The following is a 19,794-nucleotide window of genomic DNA, read 5'->3' as shown; positions in this document are numbered from 1 at the left end:
CTTCCTACATTTTGTAGGAGCTTTTTCATGCCCTAAATTATTATCACGTTTTGTGTTTTTAAAAATTTAAAAACGAATTTTTTTTGATTATTTTGAAGGGGAAATCTCGTAAACACGAATATAAATCAAATTTTTATTTAAGGATGTTCGTTTTTAAAAATTGCACTTGTACATTGTGTAATTGACTCACCTAAATTGTTTTTCAATTAAATGAAGCTTATAATATATCCGTTGCTTATTTTCTAATCACATTAAAAATGAGGCTAGTCACATGCGAGCATTATTGAATCTATTAAAATATATAAAACCATATTTATTTTTTACGATAATTGGTCCGTTGTTTATGTGCATAGAGGTAGCCATGGATTTACTTCAACCAATGATTATGCAGCAAATTATCGATAACGGAATTGCGGCAGACAATCAATCCTATGTAATCAAAATGAGCCTTCTCATGCTGGTTATTGCGATTGTTGGTTTAATAGGTGGTCTAGGTTCCTCGATTTACAGCACGAGAGCAGCTGTAAACTTCGCTACCGATATTCGCCAAGATCTCTTCAAAAAAGTTGAACAGTTTTCAGCGGGGGATAAAGATAAATTTGGTACAGGGAAGTTAATTACGATTGCCACGAATGACGTCACATCTGTTCAATCAGCCACGATGATGACATTAAGAATTCTTGTAAGAAGTCCCCTTTTATTCATTGGAAGTGTTCTTATTGTGTTTGTATCTGCAAGAGAGTTCTTTCCGATTCTGTTAGTATTAATTCCATTACTCGCAATCGTCAATTGGTATTTTATGAAGCATGCCGGAGTCCTTTTTCGAAAAGTACAAGAGGCAATCGACAAGATCAATACGAAGCTACAAGAAAATCTCGCAGGGATACGCGTCGTTAAAGCATTCGGGAGACAGGAATATGAGAAAAACAATTTTTCTCATATTAACGAAGCTCTAACAAAGATGAATATGTCTGCTAGTCAAATGATGATGGGACTTATGCCTGTCATGTTGTTCCTTGTTAACATCGGGATTGTCGCAGCCCTATGGATGGGAGCGATTAAAGTTGAGGAAGGGACGACAAATGTAGGTGTTATCCTTGCCTTTATCAACTATTTAACGATTACGTTAAATGCATTAATTAGCAGCAGCCATGTGCTTATGTCGATCTCAAGAGCAGTACCTTCAGCAGAAAGAATCAAAAATGTACTGGATACAGAATTAGAGATTGCCGAACACGAAGATGGCAGTCGTTCAATTATAAAGGGAGCGATCGAGTTTAGAGGTGTCCAATTTAGCTATAGTAAAAATGGTGAGTATGTCCTAAAAGATATCTCTTTTAAAGTGAAGGCAGGAGAAACAGTTGGAATCATTGGAACGATTGGAAGTGGTAAATCGACCTTAATGAAACTATTGCCACGTCTATATGATGTCGATTCCGGCGATATTTTTATCGATAGAAAGAACATCAAAGAATATTCTCTTCAGCAGTTGAGACAAGCTTTCGGATTTATTCCTCAAAGGGCGATGCTTTTTTCAGGATCAATCGAAGAAAACTTAAAGTATGGGAAAGAAATTGCATCGCAACAAGAAATAGTAGAAGCGTCAGTAGCTGCAAATGCCTCTGAATTTATTGAAAAGCTCGATAAGCATTATGAACATTCATTATCTCAGGGAGGAAACAATCTTTCAGGTGGGCAGAAGCAAAGACTATCGATTGCAAGGGCGTTTATTCGAAAGCCTTCGATTCTAATTTTGGACGATTCAACATCAGCAGTCGATGCATTATCAGAAAAGAGCATTTTGCATGCGCTAAATAGTGAATTTGCTCAATCCACAATCTTTTTTATTTCTTCTAAAATTTCCTCGATTATGAAGGCTGATCGAATTTTAGTCCTTGAAGACGGAAAAATTGTTGGAAATGGAACCCATCATCAATTATTAAAAGAAAACTCCGTTTACCAGGAGATTTATTATACACAGGGTGGAAAGGGGGATGTCTTCCATGAGTCAACAAACTACTAAGTTTTCCCCAAGAGGGCACCCAGGCGGCAGGGGGAATTTTAAAGGACCTGTCGTAAAAGCAAAGGATAGCAAAGGAACATTAAAGAGAATTTGGATTTATATGAAGAATGAGAAACTGTCTCTTCTGTTTGCCATCGTGCTTGTTATCCTAACGACCTTATTGGGGCTAGTTGGTCCATATATGATTGGAATCATAATTGATGAATACATCATTCCGAAAGATATTAGTGGAACAATTAAGATGGTCACCATTCTTGCTGTTGTCTATATTGTTTTTTCTATATTCACTTGGTTTCAGTCATATTTGATGATTAATATATCTCTTAAAACGATTCGAAAGTTAAGACAGGACTTATTTAATCAATTACAGAACTTGTCCTTGAAGTTTTTTGATAAAAGGAGTCAAGGAGAGCTCATGAGTAGAGTTACGAATGATATTGATCAACTGAATAATGCTTTAAGTCAGAGTGTTATTCAAATCATGTCAGCTATTTTAACCGTTGTTGGAGTGCTAATTGCCATGCTGTCCTTGAATTGGTTGATGGCGATTATCACATTATGTGTCATTCCCGTAATAATTTTTTCCACGAAAAGAATCATTAAGTATAGCAGTAGCAATTTTATTAAAAGACAGCGTGATCTTGGAGAGCTTAATGGAATCATTGAAGAATCGATCACGGGTCTTGAGGTGATCCAACTATTCGGGAAAGAAGAAAAGGTGTATACCAAGTTCTCTACTGTCAATGAACAACTAAGACAGTCGTCAACAAAAGCGGATATTGTGTCTGGTTTTTTAGGCCCGGTTAATAACTTCATTAATAATCTTGGGTTAGTCTTTATTATTGCTTCTGGTGCTCTATTAACGTTAAATGATTTGGCCAGCGTTGGGATCATTGCTGCTTTTGTGACGTATTCGCGGCAGTTTTTCCGTCCAATTAACCAAATGTCAAGTCTACTGAATACATTTCAAGCGGCCATTGCAGGGACTGAAAGAGCATTTGAAATTTTGGATGAGGTACCTGAAGTACGAGAACAGGAAAAAGCGGTTCCAGTTAAAACCTTTAAAGGAGACGTACAATTTTCACATGTTTCTTTTGGATATTCAAAAGAGAATATCATTTTAAAAGAAATTTCCCTTCATGCGAAAGCTGGACAAACCATTGCCATTGTTGGTCCTACAGGTTCTGGGAAAACAACGATTATCAACCTGCTCGCACGCTTTTATGATGTTGATGCGGGAAGTGTGATGATTGATGGGCGAAATATAAAAGAATATCGTTTGAAAGATCTACGTAGAAATATTGGTCTTGTATTACAGGACACCTTTCTTTTTTCAGGAACGATTATGGAAAACATTCGCTATGGAAACTTAAGAGCAACGGATGAAGAGGTCATTCGTGCTGCTAAAACAGCTTCTGCTCATCGTTTTATTAAGCATTTACCGAAGAAATATGGGACCCTTTTATCATCAGGGGGAAATAATTTAAGTCAAGGACAGAAGCAGCTTATTGCCATTGCACGTGCCATTCTTGCAGACTCAAGTATTTTAATTCTCGATGAAGCGACCTCAAGCATTGATACGAAAACGGAAATTGAAATTCAAACTGGTCTAGTCAATTTAATGAAAGGACGGACAAGTTTTGTCATTGCCCATCGTTTAAAAACGATTGAGAATGCCGATGTCATATTGGTCATTCAGAATGGAGAGATTATAGAAAGAGGGACACATGATGAACTTCTTTCTCAGCAAGGATTTTATTATGAATCCTATTGTAATCAATTTGAAGTGATTAATTGATAAAAACGTCTATTTTTTGACAGTTCGAACGGTATTGTATACAACGGTAGTAGAAAACGCTATATTAGAATGAGTATAAAATAATCTATTCTCTTATTTAAGAATGGATGGGTTTGAAAGGTGGACTTCATTTCATGGTCAAAGCAATCAATGAAACATTTTTGAAAGCAGCAAGGGGAGAAAAAACGGATTATGTGCCTGTATGGTATATGAGGCAGGCAGGCCGTTCACAGCCAGAATACCGGGCGATCAAGGAGAAGTACTCTCTATTTGAAATCACACATCAACCAGAGCTTTGTGCGTATGTAACAAGGCTACCTGTTGAACAGTATAATGTAGATGCTGCGATTCTTTATAAGGATATAATGACACCACTACCTGCGATTGGAGTAGATGTTGAGATTAAGTCTGGTATTGGACCCGTCATCTCAAATCCTATTCAAACTTTTGCAGACGTGGATAAACTAGGGGAAATCAATCCAGAAAGAGATGTTCCGTATGTACTTGATACAATCAAGCTTTTAACAGAAGAACAGCTTTCCGTTCCGTTAATTGGTTTTGCTGGAGCTCCCTTTACATTAGCTAGTTATATGATCGAAGGTGGACCTTCTAAAAGTTATAATAAAACGAAAGCATTTATGTATTCTCAACCAGATGCATGGTTTGCTCTTATGGACAAACTCGGAAGTACAACGATTACATACGTAAAGTCACAAGTGAATGCAGGAGCAAAAGCCATACAAATTTTTGACTCTTGGGTGGGGGCTTTAAATGTAGCTGATTATCGTACGTTTATTAAACCAGTCATGAATCGCATTTTTGCAGAATTACGCAAAGAGAATGTTCCGTTGATTATGTTTGGCGTGGGCGCAAGTCATCTTGCACTTGAATGGCATGATTTACCGTTAGATGTGGTGGGCTTAGATTGGCGCTTACCGATTGATGAGGCACGAAGAATGGGAATTAATAAGACCGTTCAAGGGAATTTAGATCCAGCGATCCTTTTAGCTCCTTGGGAAGTGATAGAAGAAAAGGCAAAAGCGATATTAGATCAAGGGATGAAGCAACCTGGCTATATTTTTAATTTAGGACATGGTGTGTTCCCACAAGTAAATCCAGAAACATTAAAGAAGCTTACTACTTTTGTACATGAATACTCTGCAAGTAAGCAAAACATTTGATATAGCAATATATCTTTTGGCAAGATGTTGATTTAGAGACGTAAAACATGAGGTGAACAGAAGAAATGACAAAAAAACAAATGGGTTTGCTTGTTATGGCATATGGAACCCCTTATAAAGAAGAAGATATTGAACGTTACTATACACATATTCGTCATGGACGTAGACCGGCAGATGAAATGTTAGAGGATTTAAAAGGGCGTTATGAAGCAATTGGGGGATTATCTCCTTTAGCTCAAACGACAAATAATCAAGCTGCGGCACTGCAAAAGCATTTAAACGAAATGCAAGATGAAGTGGAATTTAAGCTATACATTGGTTTAAAGCATATTGAGCCGTTCATCGAGGATGCGGTCAAACAAATGCATGAGGACGGGATTACAGAAGCGCTAAGCATTGTATTAGCTCCTCACTTCTCAACTTTCAGCATCAAGTCTTACAATGGACGTGCCAAAGAAGAAGCGGAAAAATTGGGTGGCCTAACAATTAAATCGGTGGAGAGTTGGTATGAGGAACCAAAATTCATCCAATATTGGGTCGACAAAGTGAAAGCAACTTTTGAGAGCATGACAGAAGTTGAGAGAAGCCATTCAGCATTGATCGTTTCAGCGCATAGTTTACCTGAAAAAATTCTTCAATTAGGTGATCCATATCCACACCAACTACAGGAAACAGCGGACTTAATTGCCGAAGGGGCTGGAGTGAAAAATTACTATGTAGGTTGGCAAAGTGCAGGGAATACACCAGAGCCTTGGTTAGGGCCTGACGTGCAAGATTTAACGAGAGATTTGTATGATGAGCACCAATTTAAAGCGTTTGTCTACACGCCAGTTGGATTTGTGGCTGAGCATTTGGAAGTATTATACGATAACGACTATGAATGTAAGGTCATTACAGAAGAACTTGGCGTTCGTTACTACCGCCCTGAAATGCCAAATACCGATCCATTATTTATTGACGCGATGGCTACAGCAGTACTTGATTTATTAAAATAAAGTCATTGCTAAAATATATCTTTAAAAATCAAGTAACATTGATACAGCAAACAGAGTAATCAATCAAAAGAAAAGAAGGCGATTTACTGTGTCAGAGAAAAAGAAAAGGGTTGTAATACTTGGGGGAGGTATTACGGGACTCACAACTGCTTTCTATTTACAGAAAGAAGCACGGGAGAAGAACTTACCACTAGAAGTTATACTAATTGAAGCAGCACATCGATTAGGTGGGAAAATTCAGACGGTCGTTAAAGATGGGTTTGTGATTGAAAGGGGTCCAGATTCATTTTTAGCACGGAAAAAGAGTGCTTCCAGACTTGCTGAGGAAGTAGGAATTGGGGATACACTCGTAAGCAACACAGCTGGGAAATCGTATGTACTAGCAAAAGGAAAACTCCATCCAATGCCTGGTGGTTCTATTATGGGAATTCCAACCCAAGTTGGACCATTTATTACAACTGGTTTGTTTTCTCTTACAGGAAAAATGAGAGCAGCAGCTGATTTTGTTTTACCAAAATCGGATCCTGCTCAGGATCAATCGCTGGGTCATTTCTTTAGACGTAGGCTTGGAGATGAAGTGGTAGAGAACTTAATTGAGCCTTTATTATCAGGGATTTATGCGGGTGATATTGACCAAATGAGTTTGATGTCAACATTCCCACAATTTTACGAGGTGGAGCAAAAGTATCGAAGCCTTGTCCTTGGAATGAAAAAAGCAACACCTGCTCCAAAGAAGAGTCCTCAGTCCAAAGGAAGTAAGAAAGGGATGTTTTTAACGCCTAAAGGTGGACTGCAAAGCTTTGTTGATGCGATCAAAGAGCGATTAGAGTCAGGTACTGTCTTGAAAGGACAAAAGGTGGAGAATGTAAAGAAAACCTCTACTGGCTATGAATTAAGCCTAAATAGTGGCGAAATTCTTTTTGCGGATAGTATTGTTTCTACAGTCCCACATCAGGTATTACCGACGATATTTTCTGATTATGAATTTTTCAACTCTTTTAAAGATGTTCCTTCGACATCTGTTGCCAATGTGGCATTGGCATTTCCAAAAGAAGCGATTGCGAAGGATATTGATGGTACCGGATTTGTTGTTTCGCGAAATAGTGATTTCACGATTACAGCATGTACATGGGGACATAAAAAATGGCCACATTCTTGTCCAGAAGATAAGGTGCTATTACGTTGCTTTGTTGGACGTGCTGGTGACGAAACGATTGTTGAACTGTCTGATGACGAGATCGTCAAAATTGTCCTTGAAGATATGAATAAAACAATGAATATTACGATGGAACCAGAATTTGCAGTTGTTTCTAGATGGAAGAACGCAATGCCTCAATATACAGTGGGGCATAAGGAGCGACTATCTAAAGTGACAGAGCAAGTCGAGCGTGAGCTACCAGGTGTCTTCATTGCTGGTGCTTCATTTGAAGGGCTAGGTCTTCCTGACTGTATCGATCAAGGAGAAGCGGCTGTAGAGAAAGTTAAACAGTTTTTACTTTGAAAATAAGACCATTTTCGTAAGCGAATAACCACAATCATTGCGAAAATAGTGAAAAAAATAAAGACCAAATCCGTTGTAAAAATGGATTTGGTCTTTTTATTTATCCACGAATTTATCAATTCCCCCTAAGTGGCCGATAAAAGGTTCGTAAAAACGGTAGGAGTAGCAGTATGAAAAAATAACAGGAAAAATTCCGCTTAATGAGCAAGAATCATGAAAAAGAGCCGAAATAACAGGAAAAATTCCGCTTAAGGGTGAGAGATGGTTGGAGCGAATTAGACAAACCAGAAATTTCCAACATTTCACAGTGGTTTTGTTCTTCGAACGAATGTTCGTTTTATGGTGCACACAAATTAAAAATCAAGATTCCTCGACTTCCATATTATTAGTATACAGAATTGTGAAAAAATAGTCTATATTTTATCTGGAAATTCTCTTATATTTAAGGAACCTGGCCAGGAATGAAGTGAAGAAGGTGACTTGATGAAGGTATTTCAATGGGATTTAAATTTGAAGATTCGTCTTCTAGGAGAAGGAATGTTTCATCTTCTCTATTGGATGTATTTTCCTTTTATTGCTATTTATTTCAGTTCGGAATTAGGAAGTTCTGTGGCTGGCTTATTAATGACAATTCCTCCACTTGTTAGCTTATTAGGAAGTCTTATCGGTGGAAGCCTGGCAGATCATTTTGGGAGAAGACCGGTGATGTTAATGGGCTCTTCTATTCAAGGCGTCATGTTTATCATGTTTGCGTTGTCTATTTCTCCTTGGGTTGATTATTTAGCCTTTATTGGGATTAGTATCGGTGGGGCGATTTATCGGCCACCTAGTGCAGCGATGGTCGCTGATTTAGTTCCGGAAAGAGAGCGACGTCAAGTCTTTGCCACATTTTCGACAGTAAATAATATAGGTGCAGTTCTCGGTCCTGCTCTCGGAGCGATATTCTTTTTTCAATATCGCTCCCAGCTCTTATGGACATGCTCTATCATACTTCTGATGTACACGGTGGTCATTTATTTCATCGTAAAAGAAACGAAAGTGGATATGCAAGAGAAGCCATTAATTGGGAAAGTATTGAAAAATCAATGGACGGATTACAGAACGATTCTACGTGATAAAATATTTGCGCTTTACATAGTAGCGGGTGTATTTGCCATCGTGACAATTATGCAGTTGGATCTTTATTTGCCATACTATGTGATCAACCATGTTCCTAGCCAACCATTTCTGAAATTTTCTTTCACCAGTGAAACCATTTTCGGATGGATGTTAGGCTTAAACGGGCTCTTATTTGTATTATTTATCTTACCTGTTACGAAATGGTTGAAAAATTGGAGGGAAAGAGATGTGTTTATCCTTTCTTCCATATTATCAGGTGTTGGTATGTTTGCCTTAGGATTGAATACGAATATTTGGTATTTGTTTATCGTTACCATCATTTTTACCTTTGGCGAAATTGTCCGTTCACCAGTAATGGAGAGTTTCGTGAGTCGTTATGCTCCACAGGAATCAGTGGGAAAGTATATGGCAGCCAATAGTTTACAGTTTACGATTGGTAGATTTCTTGCTCCAATCACCTTGTTTTTATCTACATGGCTAAGTCCCATTATGATATTAATGCTCCTTTTTGTCTCGTCTCTCATAAGTATTTTTCTATACTTGCGGGTATTTAAAAATATTTAACGTTGACAAATGATTTGAATGGAGTAAAATAGCAATTGTACTTACTGACTATATTGGACATTTGGTCAAAAAGGAGTGATGAAATGGTCATAGACAGAAGGAAAATGATTGTCGATGCTGCAACTAAATCCTTTTCACAATTTGGTTTTAAGGCGACAACGATGGACCAAGTGGCGAAAATCGCTAATGTTGGAAAGGGAACGATCTATACTTTCTTCAAAACAAAGGAAGACCTCTTTGATGAGATTACAAACAGTCTGATTAAAGAGATGAAGATTGCTGCGCAAGAATCAATAGACAGCTCGTTAACTTTTCAAGAAAATGTTCATCGGGCACTTTATCGTATCTTGGAGTTTCGCCTAGAGCATCAGCTCACAATCAAGCTTTTTCAGGAAGGCAGAGAGATGCGTACCCCTGCTGTCATGGACGTAATGGTTCGAATCGAAAAAGCTATCTTGAATTTCATTAAAGATAAAATTGAGAAGGCAATCGATAAAGGGGAAATACGACGATGTGATCCTGAGCTTACTTCCTTTGTCATGTTAAAGCTATACATCGCTCTTATTTTTGACTGGGAAAAAAATCATGAGCCATTGGAAAAGGAAAAAATTGCGAAAGTTTTAGAGCAATATATTTTTGAGGGGTTATCCAAATAGATAATCCTTGATTTTTTTACAGAAATGACTAAATGAACAAAATGGTCAATTATTTTGGAGGTTGGGGATGAGAAATTTAATGAAAGCAGAATTAAGTTCTTTATTTAAAAATAAAAAGCTCTTAATTCCGGTGATTGCGATATTATTTATTCCAATACTATATAGTGGAATGTTTCTATGGGCTTTTTGGGACCCATATGAACATCTAGCTGATCTTCCTGTCGCGATTGTAAATGAAGATACGGGAGCGATTTATGGGGAAAAGGATTTGAAGCTAGGGGAAGAGCTCGTTGATAAGTTAAAAGATAGTGAAGAATTTAAGTTTGACTTTCTAGGCAAAGAAGAGGCTTACGAAGGATTAGAGAAGCAGGACTATTATTTGCTTGTAGAAATTCCTGCAGATTTTACAGCAAATGCAACAACCTTGATGGATGAAGATCCACAAAAGCTTGAACTAAAATATGTCCCGAATGAAAGCTATAATTTCCTTGCTGCACAAATTGGTGGAACAGCAATTGAAAAAATTAAAGCTTCTATATCGGAAAAAATTACAGAGACTTATGCAGAAACCGTGTTTTCAAGCATTGATGATTTAGCATCTGGTCTTGAACAAGCGAGTGATGGAGCAGGAAAGATTTATGATGGTTCAGTTGAATTGAAAAATGGTACGAACGAGCTGTACACTCACTTAGCAGAATTGGCTAGTAAATCAATTACTTTTAATGAAGGAATGAAAAGTGCTGATTCTGGTTCTGCTGAATTGTCTACTGGTATCCAATCATTAAATAAAGGTTTGGGTGAATTAGAAAATGGTCATTCATCGTTATCGGCTGCCTCACAGGAATTGACAACAGGCAATAAAGAGCTTGCCAAAGGAATTTCTGAAGCAAAAGCCGGAATTGCCGGAATGGATCAGAAACTGCCTGAACTAACAACAGGTACCAAGCAGCTTGCTTCTGGAGCAGAGAATTTATCAGGATCATTAGATGCATGGAAAACAGAGGCACAAACTGTGAGTGGTGGAATGATGATGCTCCAACAAAATCTTGAAGGAGTTATCTCTATGATGGACCCTGCTCAGCAGAAGGAATTAGAGGGACTTTTAAACAAGTTAACAGAAGGAACCTTAGAGTTGGCGGCGGCTGCAGCTCAAATATCGAATGGAGCTGGGGATCTTTCAAGTAACCTTAATCTCTTAACGGAAAAGCAAACAGAGTTACAAGCAGGTGTTCATAAACTGGCAGAAGGAAGTAGCGCGCTTCAAGAAGGTGCGACTCAGCTCGTTGAAGGACATGAGCAATTCCAATCGGGCATGGAAACATTCGCCCAGAAATTCTCAGAAGCGAAAGTGGGAGCGAATCAATTAGCTGAAGGAGCATCGACTTTATCTGGTGGACTTCATGAGCTAAGTGAAGGAACAGATAAAATTACGACAGGTGCTGGCCAATTAGAAGAAGGTGCTAAAGAGCTGGCAAATGGTACGGTGGAGCTTTCAGATGGAAGCAATGAATTAGCTGGTAAATTAGCTGAAGGAGCGGAAGAAGCATCATCTGTTGATGCCAATGATAAAACGTTTAATATGATGGCCAATCCAGTAGAAATTCAAGATGAGAAAATAAATGAAGTACCAAACTATGGTACAGGATTTGCTCCATACTTTTTATCACTTGGGTTATTCGTGGGCGCCCTATTACTTTCCATCGTTTTCCCATTGAGAGAGCCAGCTGCTGTTCCGAAAAATGCATGGTCTTGGTTTACGAGTAAATTTGCGATTCTTTCTGGAATTGGCATTATTCAAGGGCTAATTGCGGCGGCAGTATTAATAAGTGCATTAGGGTTAGAAGTGAAAAATATTCCGTTATTCCTGTTATTCGTCATCGTGACAAGTCTAACTTTTGTTGCCTTAATACAGTTCTTTGTAACAGCTTTTGGCGATCCAGGACGATTCATTGCGATTTTAATCTTAATTTTCCAATTGACAACAAGTGCTGGAACCTTCCCGTTAGAACTAATTCCAGGGTTCCTACAACACTTTAATGCCTTCTTACCAATGACTTACACAGTTCAAGGTTTAAAGGCAGTTATCTCAAGTGGAGATTACACATTTATGTGGCAAAATCTATTTGTTTTAATCGGATTCATGATGTTATTTATTGTCGGTAGCCTTGGGTATTTCCGCTTTAAGCATAAACGTCAATTTGAAGTACTTGCAAAAGCTGAGTAAAAAAAAGAGCCAGTTGTCAAAAAAGACAACTGGCTTTCAAATTTGGAAGGGATTATGGAACAAAATGCGGGGTGCATTTTGAAAGAAACCTTATAAATTTGTAACACCTAGACAATGATCACATTTATTGCTATAACACTCGTGTTGTTCCTCGATCTTCGCTCCACAGTCACTACACTCTTTTGCTGGCAAATTACTGAAAAATTCAACGATGCTTTCAATCATGTTAATAGCCTCCTTGGATTTAGGTGTTTGAAACAGGTTTGTTATTAATATCAGTGTATTATAACAGAATGTGTGTGTCAATACAGTTTTTTTATTATTTTTAAAAAATCTTATATAATGGCAGTAAGAGGAGGTAGATTGATGAAATTGACGATTATTGGATTTTGGGGCGGTTATCCAAAAGTAAATGAAGCAAGTACAGGCTATTTATTGGAGCACGATGGATTTAAATTACTGATCGATTGTGGGAGTGGCGTCTTAGCCAAACTACAAAACTTTATCGAGCCAGAGGAGCTTGATGCAGTCCTTATTTCTCACTATCATGCTGACCATATTGCTGATATTGGAGTATTACAGCATGCTCGTTTAATTAAAGGATTTTTAGGAGAAAAACCAGCAACCCTTCCGATCTATGGTCACCAGTTTGACGAACCGGAATTCAATAAACTAACCCATACAGGAGTTACCGAAGGAATCGTCTATGACCCGCAAAAAACTTTAAATGTAGGTCCTTTTAAGGTACAATTTTTAAGGACCAATCACCCGGTTCCATGCTTTGCAATGAGAATTGAAGCGGATGGAAAGACACTTGTTTATACAGCCGATACTTCCTATAAGAATGAGTTTATTTCTTTTTCAGAGGATGCTGATTTGCTACTTGCTGAATGTAACTTTTTTAAAGAGCAAGATGGGAAAAATGCAGGACATATGAATAGTATCGATGTAGGAAATCTAGCGAAAGCTGCAAATGTCAAGCAAGTGATGTTGACCCATCTACCTCAATATGGGGAGCTAACAAATCTCGTTACAGAAGCAGGAGAAATATATTCAGGCCCCGTTTCATTAGCGGAATTCGGGAAGATGGTAACCATATAAGGAGTTGACAAGAAATTGCTGTTCATCGATAACAAGGGGATTACCGATCCTCAAATCAACCTAGCTATAGAAGAATATGCTTTAAAAAATTTAGATATTAATGAGACGTATTTGCTTTTTTACATAAATGGACCATCCATTATCATTGGGAAAAATCAAAACACAATTGAAGAAATTAATACAGAGTATGTTGAAGCAAATGGCATTAAGGTCGTTCGAAGACTTTCTGGTGGTGGAGCCGTTTATCATGATTTGGGGAACTTAAACTTCAGCTTTATCACGAAGGATGACGGACAGTCCTTTCATAACTTTAAAAAGTTTACTGAGCCGGTTGTACAAGCATTACATAAGCTTGGAGTAAATGCGGAGCTTAGTGGCCGAAATGATATTTTGGTTGAGGGAAGAAAAATATCTGGGAATGCACAGTTCTCTACTCGTGGAAGAATGTTCAGTCACGGAACGCTCATGCTTGATTCGGAAATCGACAATGTCGTCGCAGCATTGAAGGTGAAGAAGGATAAAATTGAATCAAAAGGGATTAAATCGATTCGTAGCAGGGTCGCTAATATCTCTGAGTTCCTCACTGAAAAAATTTCGATCGAGGATTTTCGTTCCCTATTGCTTGAATATATTTTTGACGGAAAAGAACAAATTCAAGAGTACGTATTAACAGAGAAAGATTGGGAAAACATCCATCAACTTTCAAAGGAACGTTATCAAAATTGGGATTGGAATTATGGGAAATCACCTAAATTTAATCTTCAACATTCGCATCGTTTCCCTGTCGGAAGTATTGATGTACGCTTAGAGGTCAATAAAGGGATGATCGAGAATTGCAAGATTTTTGGTGACTTCTTTGGTGTAGGGGATGTCGCTGATATTGAACAAAAGCTGAGTGGAATTCGCTACGAAAAAGCGGAAATCGAAACGGCGCTTGAAGATGTAGATATTAAGCATTATTTTGGAAATATAACAAAAGAAGAATTTAGCCAATTAATTTACTAACGATGTCCTAAGGGCATCGTTTTTTTCTGGAAAAATGATTTTTACTGTACTACTCGTGAAAAACTGCTAAATTCACTTAGAATTTTTATTTTAATATTTTAAAAATTCGATCATGTATGCGTTTTCTATTGAAGGAAATATTTTCTTCTACTATAATATATTTGATAGTTCTTAAAAATTTGTGAACATTTCTCAAATTGATACTATTTATGGATATCAACATGAAGATACACTGCTCCTAGTTATTCTATGAAGTTTTTTTCGGGAAATTCTTCACATTAAACAAAGGGGATGGAGTAGATGAATTTATCTTCTCAACTGCATGAAACAGCGAAAAGATCGCCTCAAAAGCCAGCGTATTATTTTATGGATCAGTCAAGTACATACGCTGAGTTAGATGGGGCCATTACAAGGTTTGCATCGGGATTGGAAAAGCTAGGGGTAAAAAAAGGAGATCATGTAGGACTGCTATTGGGGAATTCACCGTTTTTTGTTATTGGCATGTACGGAGCATTGCGTCTAGGTGCAACCGCAATTCCAATCAATCCAATCTATACACCTGACGAAATCGGCTATATTTTAAAAAATGGGGACGTCACAACAGTGATTGCGCTTGATTTGTTAGTTCCATTAGCAGAAAAAATGCACCATGCACTTCCAAGTGTCAGAAACTATATTGTGTGCGAATCTCCACAGGGGAAAGCATCAGATGTAAATGTGACTCAATTATCGGTATATCCAAAATTGAAATCGTTTACAGAAGTGGTTGCTTTAGGAGAATTAAGTTTTCAAGGGCCTGAGTTAGATGAAGAGGATGTAGCAATCATTCTATATACCTCAGGGACAACTGGAAAACCAAAAGGGGCAATGTTAACACATAAAAATCTTTACTCAAATGCAAGAGATGTAGGCATTTATCTTCATATGAATGAAGACGATCGTGTCATTACGACACTCCCAATGTTCCATGTTTTTTGCTTAACGGTTTGTTTGAACGCTCCATTGTTAAGTGGTGCAACGATTCTGATTGATCCGAAGTTCAGTCCGAAGGAAATTTTCCGATTGGCAAAGAAATATGAGCCGACTGTATTTGCTGGTGTTCCAACGATGTACAATTTCTTGTATCAATATACAGAAGGAGATCCGAAAGATTTGCAGTCTTTAAGACTATGCATCTCTGGAGGAGCAGTGATGCCAGTAGCTTTATTAAAAAGCTTCGAGGAAAGGTTTAATGTCGTCATTTCTGAAGGCTATGGTCTTTCTGAAGCAGCACCTGTCACATGCTTTAACCCGTTAGATCGACCAAGAAAAGCTGGCTCCATTGGGCAGTCGATCGTTCATGTGGAAAATAAAGTAGTAAATGAGCTAGGTGAAGAGGTGCCGGTCGGGCAATCAGGAGAATTAATTGTTCGTGGTCCAAATGTCATGAAAGGCTATTACAAAATGCCAGAGGAAACAGCAGCAACGATTCGCGATGGCTGGCTCTATACGGGCGATATGGCCACGATGGATGAGGATGGATACTTTTACATTGTCGACCGGAAAAAGGATTTAATCATTGTCGGTGGTTACAATGTTTATCCACGTGAGGTGGAGGAAGTATTATATAATCATCCAGAGATTGTGGAGGTAGCCGTCATCGGTGTTCCTGATCCGAACCAAGGAGAAGCGGTTAAAGCTTATGTTGTCACGAATCATCCAGCTTTAACGAAAGAGGCAATAATCAGCTATGCCCGAGACCATTTAGCAAAATATAAGACACCAACCTCGATTGAATTTCTCGAGGAACTACCGAAAAATACAACAGGGAAGATTTTAAGAAGAGCCCTTAAAGAGCAAGTATTGAAAAGCTAAATTGGAAAAAGTTCAATTCCTAAGTGGATTGGACTTTTTTATTTTTCAGACGAGGCTGATTTCTTCGTTTGAAAAGATCATTTTGTAACAAATGAAAAGTTATTTTCAAAAAATTTTCAACTTTGCGTAAAAAGACTTGAAATACTATAGAAGGTAATTATATAATTCTAGTTAAATATTATTATTTAGCGCATAAAAGCATAAAAGCTAAAAAGTGTAAAAGTATAAGAAAATGGGGGAACATTACAATGTTGAAAAAGTTGAAATCGGTAGCTGCTGTTGGCATGCTCGGAGCACTTATTTTGAGTGGTTGTGGCTCTACAGAAGAATCTAACGGTGGAGAAGGTGGAAGTGGGGATTCTGAAAAAACATATAAAATTGGGGTTACCCAAATTGTAGCCCATCCTTCTCTTGATGCAGCGACGGCTGGATTTAAAAAAGCAATTGAGGAAGCGGGATTAAAAGTTGAATATGATGATCAAAATGCACAAGGAGAAATTACAAACGCACAAACGATTGCCACTAACTTTGTGGGCGATCAAGTCGATTTAATTTTTGCCAATGCGACGCCAACGGCCCAAAGTGCTTTAAATGCAACGACTGATATTCCGATTGTATTTACATCTGTCACAGATCCGGTTGGAGCAGAGTTAATTGCATCTTTTGAAGAGCCAGGAGGCAATGTGACGGGAACAAGTGATATGTATCCTGATGCTATTCCAAGTACGGTTAAGTTCATTGTCGAAGATTACGGAGCAAAATCAATTGGAACGATTTATAACACAGGTGAACAAAATTCAACTGTACAGATTGAAGAAATGAAAACGGCATTAGAAGGTACAGATGTTGAATTAGTAGAAAGATCAGTGGCGACTTCAGCAGATGTTAAACAAGCAGCTGAGTCTTTAATTGGAAAGGTAGATGCTATTTACATCATCACGGATAATACTGTAGTGTCGGCCCTTGATGCCGTCATCCAAGTTTCAAATGAAAATGATATCCCATTATTCGTTGGTGAAACAGATTCAGTTGAAAAAGGAGCGTTTGCTGCTTTTGGGATCTCTTATGAAGCAATTGGCTATGAAGCCGGAAAAATGGCTGTTCAAATTCTAAAAGGTGAAAAGACTGCAGCCGAAATACCTGCACAATACCCAACAGAGGTTAACCTTGTGATCAACAAGAAAGCAGCAGAAGAAATGAATGTTGAATTGAAAGAAGAATGGAATGATATTGCGCAAATTTTAGAGTAAGTAAGTCGGTAACTTGAAGGGCTTCTACAAAATGGAGAAGCCCTTGGCTTGTCTATAGATTTAACTTAGAGAATCGTCGAGCAAGGCGCTTACGCTTTTCTATTGAAAGGAAGATTTTATGTTTACTGCTATCTTTGGTTCTGTTGAAGCAGGTGCAATGTATGCCCTCATGGCTTTGGGAGTTTATCTATCATTTAGAATACTAGATTTTCCTGATCTTACGGTGGATGGAAGTTTTGTAACGGGAGCTTCAGTAGCGGCTGTTCTCATTATTGGAGGAACGAATCCTCTTCTCGCGACATTATTAGCGACGATTGCAGGCTTTTTGGCGGGATGTATAACAGGTCTTCTTCATACAAAGGGGAAAATTAATCCTTTGCTTTCAGGAATTTTAATGATGATTGCTTTGTATTCAATTAACTTGAGAATTATGGGGAAATCGAATATTTCCATGTTGAATCAAGACACACTGATCACACAAATGACTGATTTTTGGAAGAGTTTAAAAATAGATGATGCGATGCAATCATTATTTCATTCTATCGGGCTCTCAAACTTTATTCCAAAAACATGGGGCATCCTAATCATTATGCTTATTCTTGCGTTTGTCGTGAAGGTATTGATCGACCGCTTCTTAAAAACTGATATTGGCTTAGCCATTCGTGCAACCGGTGATAATGAAACGATGATTCGTAGCTTTTCGGCAAATACGGATCATTTGAAGGTTCTTGGCCTAGGACTTTCAAATGCACTTGTTGCGTTATCTGGTGCCTTAGTCGGTCAGTATAGCGGTTTCAGTGATGTAGGGATGGGAATTGGAATGATCGTGATAGGACTCGCATCTGTTATTATCGGGGAGGCTGTTTTTGGGGCGAAGACGATTGTGAGAGCCACTTTCGCTGTCATCGGTGGAGCAATTTTATACAGAATTATTGTCTCCCTCGCTTTAAGGGTTGAGTTTTTGGAGACAGGGGATATGAAGCTTATTACGGCCTTTATTGTGGTGGCGGCCCTCGTCATTCCAAAAATCATCGACCTACAAAGAGAAAAGCAAAAAAAGAAAAAGCGTTTATTAGCATCGAAACAAAAAATAAATGCGAAAGAGAAGAGTGGTGAAAGCCTTGCTGCAATTAAATCAGATTTATAAAGTATTTAATGAAGGGACGCCCGATGAAAAAACGGCCCTCGACCATGTCAATCTCGTCCTTGAGCCAGGTGATTTCGTGACCGTTATCGGAAGCAATGGAGCAGGTAAATCGACGCTAATGAATATGATTTCTGGTAAGCTTATACCTGATCTTGGAGTCGTGAAAATTGATGGCAAAGATGTCACGACAGAAAAAGAACATCGACGTTCAAAATTAATCGGTCGTGTCTTTCAGGATCCAATGGCAGGTACTGCTCCATCGATGACGATTGAAGAAAACTTAGCGCTTGCTTATGCAAGAACACGAACACGTGGACTACGTAGTGGTGTGTCGAAAAAGAAAAGGGAATTTTTTAAAGAAAAGCTCGAAATTCTTCATCTAGGCTTAGAAAATCGTCTTGAGGCAAAGGTTGGTCTTCTTTCCGGTGGGGAGCGCCAAGCTCTATCTTTATTAATGGCTACTTTTACGGAACCGAAAATTTTACTATTAGATGAGCATACTGCGGCGCTTGACCCATCCCGAGCAGAGCTTATTACGAACTTAACGAAAGAAATTGTTGCAGAGTTTAAACTGACGACTTTAATGGTTACGCATAATATGGAGCAAGCATTGGAGCTAGGAAACCGGCTCATTATGATGGATAAGGGTCAAATTATTTTCCAAGCGGATGAAGGGCAAAAGCAGCAGTTAACGGTAGAAAAACTGCTTGAGGAGTTCCAGCGTATTCGTGGAGAAAAAATGAGCAATGATCGTGCGGTATTAATTTAAACTAGTGGAATGAAGTGCTGTCTAACTCATGTGACAGCACTTCATTATGTTATGGATAGTGCATGACCAATTGGTAGGTTGTGAGTTCGTTGGTGCTGTTTTTGTACGTATGAGTTTTATTGGCAAGAAAGCGGATGGAGTCACCTTGTGCAAGATTGAAGCTTTCCTCACCGATTAATAATTCAAGTTCGCCGTTGATAATCGTGATATATTCTTCGAGACCTTCATTATGTTTCTCCGACATATGAGTGCATCCACGTTCAATCTCCACAGTGAAAATTTCAAACTTTTTTCGGGGATCAAATGGGAAAATGGAATAGACTCGATAGTTGTCATCGTTCTCGGTCACGGGAACAATACTCTCTTGCTTAACGACCATAATGTTTGAAGATTCCTCTTGAATCAAAGAGGAGAAGGAAATTTGTAGTCCTCTCGCAATTTTCCATAAGGTTGAAACGGTTGGGTTAGAATCTCCTCTTTCAATTTGACCGAGCATCGCCTTGCTTACTCCTGTTAATTCTGCAACATGATCTAAACTGTAACCACGATTTTTTCGAATACCCTTTAAATTATCTCCAATATTTTTTTGAATATTTTCCATTTTTCC

General features: G+C 38.3%; 16 protein-coding genes. 14 read left to right on the top strand and 2 right to left on the bottom strand.

The features are described 5' to 3' along the window. Positions 1-271 precede the first annotated feature (271 nt). The 8 genes from AA0X71_RS17260 (at position 272) to AA0X71_RS17225 (ending at position 12,061) form a co-directional block, all read left to right on the top strand. Positions 272-2,023: an ABC transporter ATP-binding protein gene (locus AA0X71_RS17260; RefSeq protein ID WP_413356542.1), complete on the top strand. Its 1,752-nt coding sequence runs from the start codon at positions 272-274 to the stop codon at positions 2,021-2,023. Continuing rightward, positions 2,004-3,821, top strand: coding sequence for an ABC transporter ATP-binding protein (locus AA0X71_RS17255; protein ID WP_413356541.1), 1,818 nt, complete (start codon positions 2,004-2,006; stop codon positions 3,819-3,821). The genes AA0X71_RS17260 and AA0X71_RS17255 overlap by 20 nt, the downstream gene beginning before the upstream one ends. A gap of 134 nt (positions 3,822-3,955) precedes the next feature. Beyond that, positions 3,956-5,002 carry a uroporphyrinogen decarboxylase gene (hemE, locus tag AA0X71_RS17250; RefSeq protein WP_413356540.1) on the top strand — a complete coding sequence of 349 codons (1,047 nt, stop codon included), beginning with the start codon at positions 3,956-3,958 and terminating at the stop codon, positions 5,000-5,002. Between the two features lie 65 nt (positions 5,003-5,067). Next, positions 5,068-5,997, top strand: coding sequence for a ferrochelatase (gene hemH, locus AA0X71_RS17245; RefSeq protein WP_413356539.1), 930 nt, complete (start codon positions 5,068-5,070; stop codon positions 5,995-5,997). 88 nt (positions 5,998-6,085) lie between these two features. Then, positions 6,086-7,498 (top strand): protoporphyrinogen oxidase, encoded by a 1,413-nt coding sequence (gene hemY, locus AA0X71_RS17240; protein ID WP_413356538.1) that lies wholly within the window; start codon positions 6,086-6,088, stop codon positions 7,496-7,498. A 483-nt stretch (positions 7,499-7,981) separates the two neighbouring features. Beyond that, positions 7,982-9,181, top strand: coding sequence for an MDR family MFS transporter (locus tag AA0X71_RS17235; protein ID WP_413356537.1), 1,200 nt, complete (start codon positions 7,982-7,984; stop codon positions 9,179-9,181). An 83-nt stretch (positions 9,182-9,264) separates the two neighbouring features. After that, entirely contained in the window at positions 9,265-9,837 is a 573-nt protein-coding gene (locus AA0X71_RS17230; RefSeq protein ID WP_413356536.1) for a TetR/AcrR family transcriptional regulator, read from the top strand. Positions 9,838-9,904: 67 nt separating this feature from the next. Then, entirely contained in the window at positions 9,905-12,061 is a 2,157-nt protein-coding gene (locus tag AA0X71_RS17225; RefSeq protein WP_413356535.1) for a YhgE/Pip family protein, read from the top strand. A gap of 90 nt (positions 12,062-12,151) precedes the next feature. On the opposite strand, the gene yhfH is transcribed toward AA0X71_RS17225, so the two are convergent. Beyond that, a complete protein-coding gene (gene yhfH / locus AA0X71_RS17220) occupies positions 12,152-12,286 on the bottom strand; it encodes a protein YhfH (protein WP_019153327.1) in 135 nt (44 codons plus the stop codon). A 141-nt stretch (positions 12,287-12,427) separates the two neighbouring features. Here yhfH and AA0X71_RS17215 point away from each other — a divergent pair, with 141 nt between their 5' ends. The 6 genes from AA0X71_RS17215 (at position 12,428) to AA0X71_RS17190 (ending at position 19,187) form a co-directional block, all read left to right on the top strand. Continuing rightward, positions 12,428-13,162, top strand: a complete 735-nt coding sequence (locus tag AA0X71_RS17215; RefSeq protein ID WP_413356534.1) for an MBL fold metallo-hydrolase — start codon at positions 12,428-12,430, stop codon at positions 13,160-13,162. Positions 13,163-13,177: 15 nt separating this feature from the next. Next, positions 13,178-14,167 (top strand): lipoate--protein ligase, encoded by a 990-nt coding sequence (locus AA0X71_RS17210; protein WP_413356533.1) that lies wholly within the window; start codon positions 13,178-13,180, stop codon positions 14,165-14,167. A gap of 300 nt (positions 14,168-14,467) precedes the next feature. Further along, the gene (locus AA0X71_RS17205) at positions 14,468-16,021 is read left to right on the top strand and encodes a fatty acid--CoA ligase family protein (RefSeq protein ID WP_413356532.1); all 1,554 of its coding nucleotides are present in this window, start codon (positions 14,468-14,470) and stop codon (positions 16,019-16,021) included. A gap of 248 nt (positions 16,022-16,269) precedes the next feature. After that, positions 16,270-17,271 carry an ABC transporter substrate-binding protein gene (locus AA0X71_RS17200; RefSeq protein ID WP_413356531.1) on the top strand — a complete coding sequence of 334 codons (1,002 nt, stop codon included), beginning with the start codon at positions 16,270-16,272 and terminating at the stop codon, positions 17,269-17,271. A gap of 118 nt (positions 17,272-17,389) precedes the next feature. After that, positions 17,390-18,418 (top strand): ABC transporter permease, encoded by a 1,029-nt coding sequence (locus tag AA0X71_RS17195; RefSeq protein WP_413356530.1) that lies wholly within the window; start codon positions 17,390-17,392, stop codon positions 18,416-18,418. Continuing rightward, entirely contained in the window at positions 18,393-19,187 is a 795-nt protein-coding gene (locus AA0X71_RS17190; RefSeq protein WP_413362651.1) for an ABC transporter ATP-binding protein, read from the top strand. Before AA0X71_RS17195 ends, AA0X71_RS17190 begins: the two co-directional genes overlap by 26 nt. A 49-nt stretch (positions 19,188-19,236) precedes the next feature. Here AA0X71_RS17190 and AA0X71_RS17185 read toward each other — a convergent pair whose 3' ends face one another. After that, a complete protein-coding gene (locus tag AA0X71_RS17185) occupies positions 19,237-19,788 on the bottom strand; it encodes a helix-turn-helix domain-containing protein (RefSeq protein ID WP_413356529.1) in 552 nt (183 codons plus the stop codon). Positions 19,789-19,794: the final 6 nt, after the last annotated feature.

This window comes from Robertmurraya phoenicis, from assembly GCF_047302285.1.
Lineage (GTDB): Bacteria > Bacillota > Bacilli > Bacillales > Cytobacillaceae > Robertmurraya.
This window is presented reverse-complemented; position numbering and strand designations above follow the sequence as displayed.

Excerpts from the sequence above, each read along its gene's own strand:
- AA0X71_RS17215 (WP_413356534.1), top strand. The coding sequence starts at position 12,428 with ATGAAATTGACGATTATTGGATTTTGGGGCGGTTATCCAAAAGTAAAT.
- AA0X71_RS17255 (WP_413356541.1), top strand. The coding sequence starts at position 2,004 with ATGAGTCAACAAACTACTAAGTTTTCCCCAAGAGGGCACCCAGGCGGC.
- AA0X71_RS17200 (WP_413356531.1), top strand. The coding sequence starts at position 16,270 with ATGTTGAAAAAGTTGAAATCGGTAGCTGCTGTTGGCATGCTCGGAGCA.
- hemE (WP_413356540.1), top strand. The coding sequence starts at position 3,956 with ATGGTCAAAGCAATCAATGAAACATTTTTGAAAGCAGCAAGGGGAGAA.
- AA0X71_RS17205 (WP_413356532.1), top strand. The coding sequence starts at position 14,468 with ATGAATTTATCTTCTCAACTGCATGAAACAGCGAAAAGATCGCCTCAA.
- AA0X71_RS17235 (WP_413356537.1), top strand. The coding sequence starts at position 7,982 with ATGAAGGTATTTCAATGGGATTTAAATTTGAAGATTCGTCTTCTAGGA.
- AA0X71_RS17230 (WP_413356536.1), top strand. The coding sequence starts at position 9,265 with ATGGTCATAGACAGAAGGAAAATGATTGTCGATGCTGCAACTAAATCC.
- yhfH (WP_019153327.1), bottom strand. The coding sequence starts at position 12,286 with ATGATTGAAAGCATCGTTGAATTTTTCAGTAATTTGCCAGCAAAAGAG.
- AA0X71_RS17260 (WP_413356542.1), top strand. The coding sequence starts at position 272 with ATGCGAGCATTATTGAATCTATTAAAATATATAAAACCATATTTATTT.
- hemH (WP_413356539.1), top strand. The coding sequence starts at position 5,068 with ATGACAAAAAAACAAATGGGTTTGCTTGTTATGGCATATGGAACCCCT.
- AA0X71_RS17185 (WP_413356529.1), bottom strand. The coding sequence starts at position 19,788 with ATGGAAAATATTCAAAAAAATATTGGAGATAATTTAAAGGGTATTCGA.
- AA0X71_RS17225 (WP_413356535.1), top strand. The coding sequence starts at position 9,905 with ATGAGAAATTTAATGAAAGCAGAATTAAGTTCTTTATTTAAAAATAAA.
- AA0X71_RS17195 (WP_413356530.1), top strand. The coding sequence starts at position 17,390 with ATGTTTACTGCTATCTTTGGTTCTGTTGAAGCAGGTGCAATGTATGCC.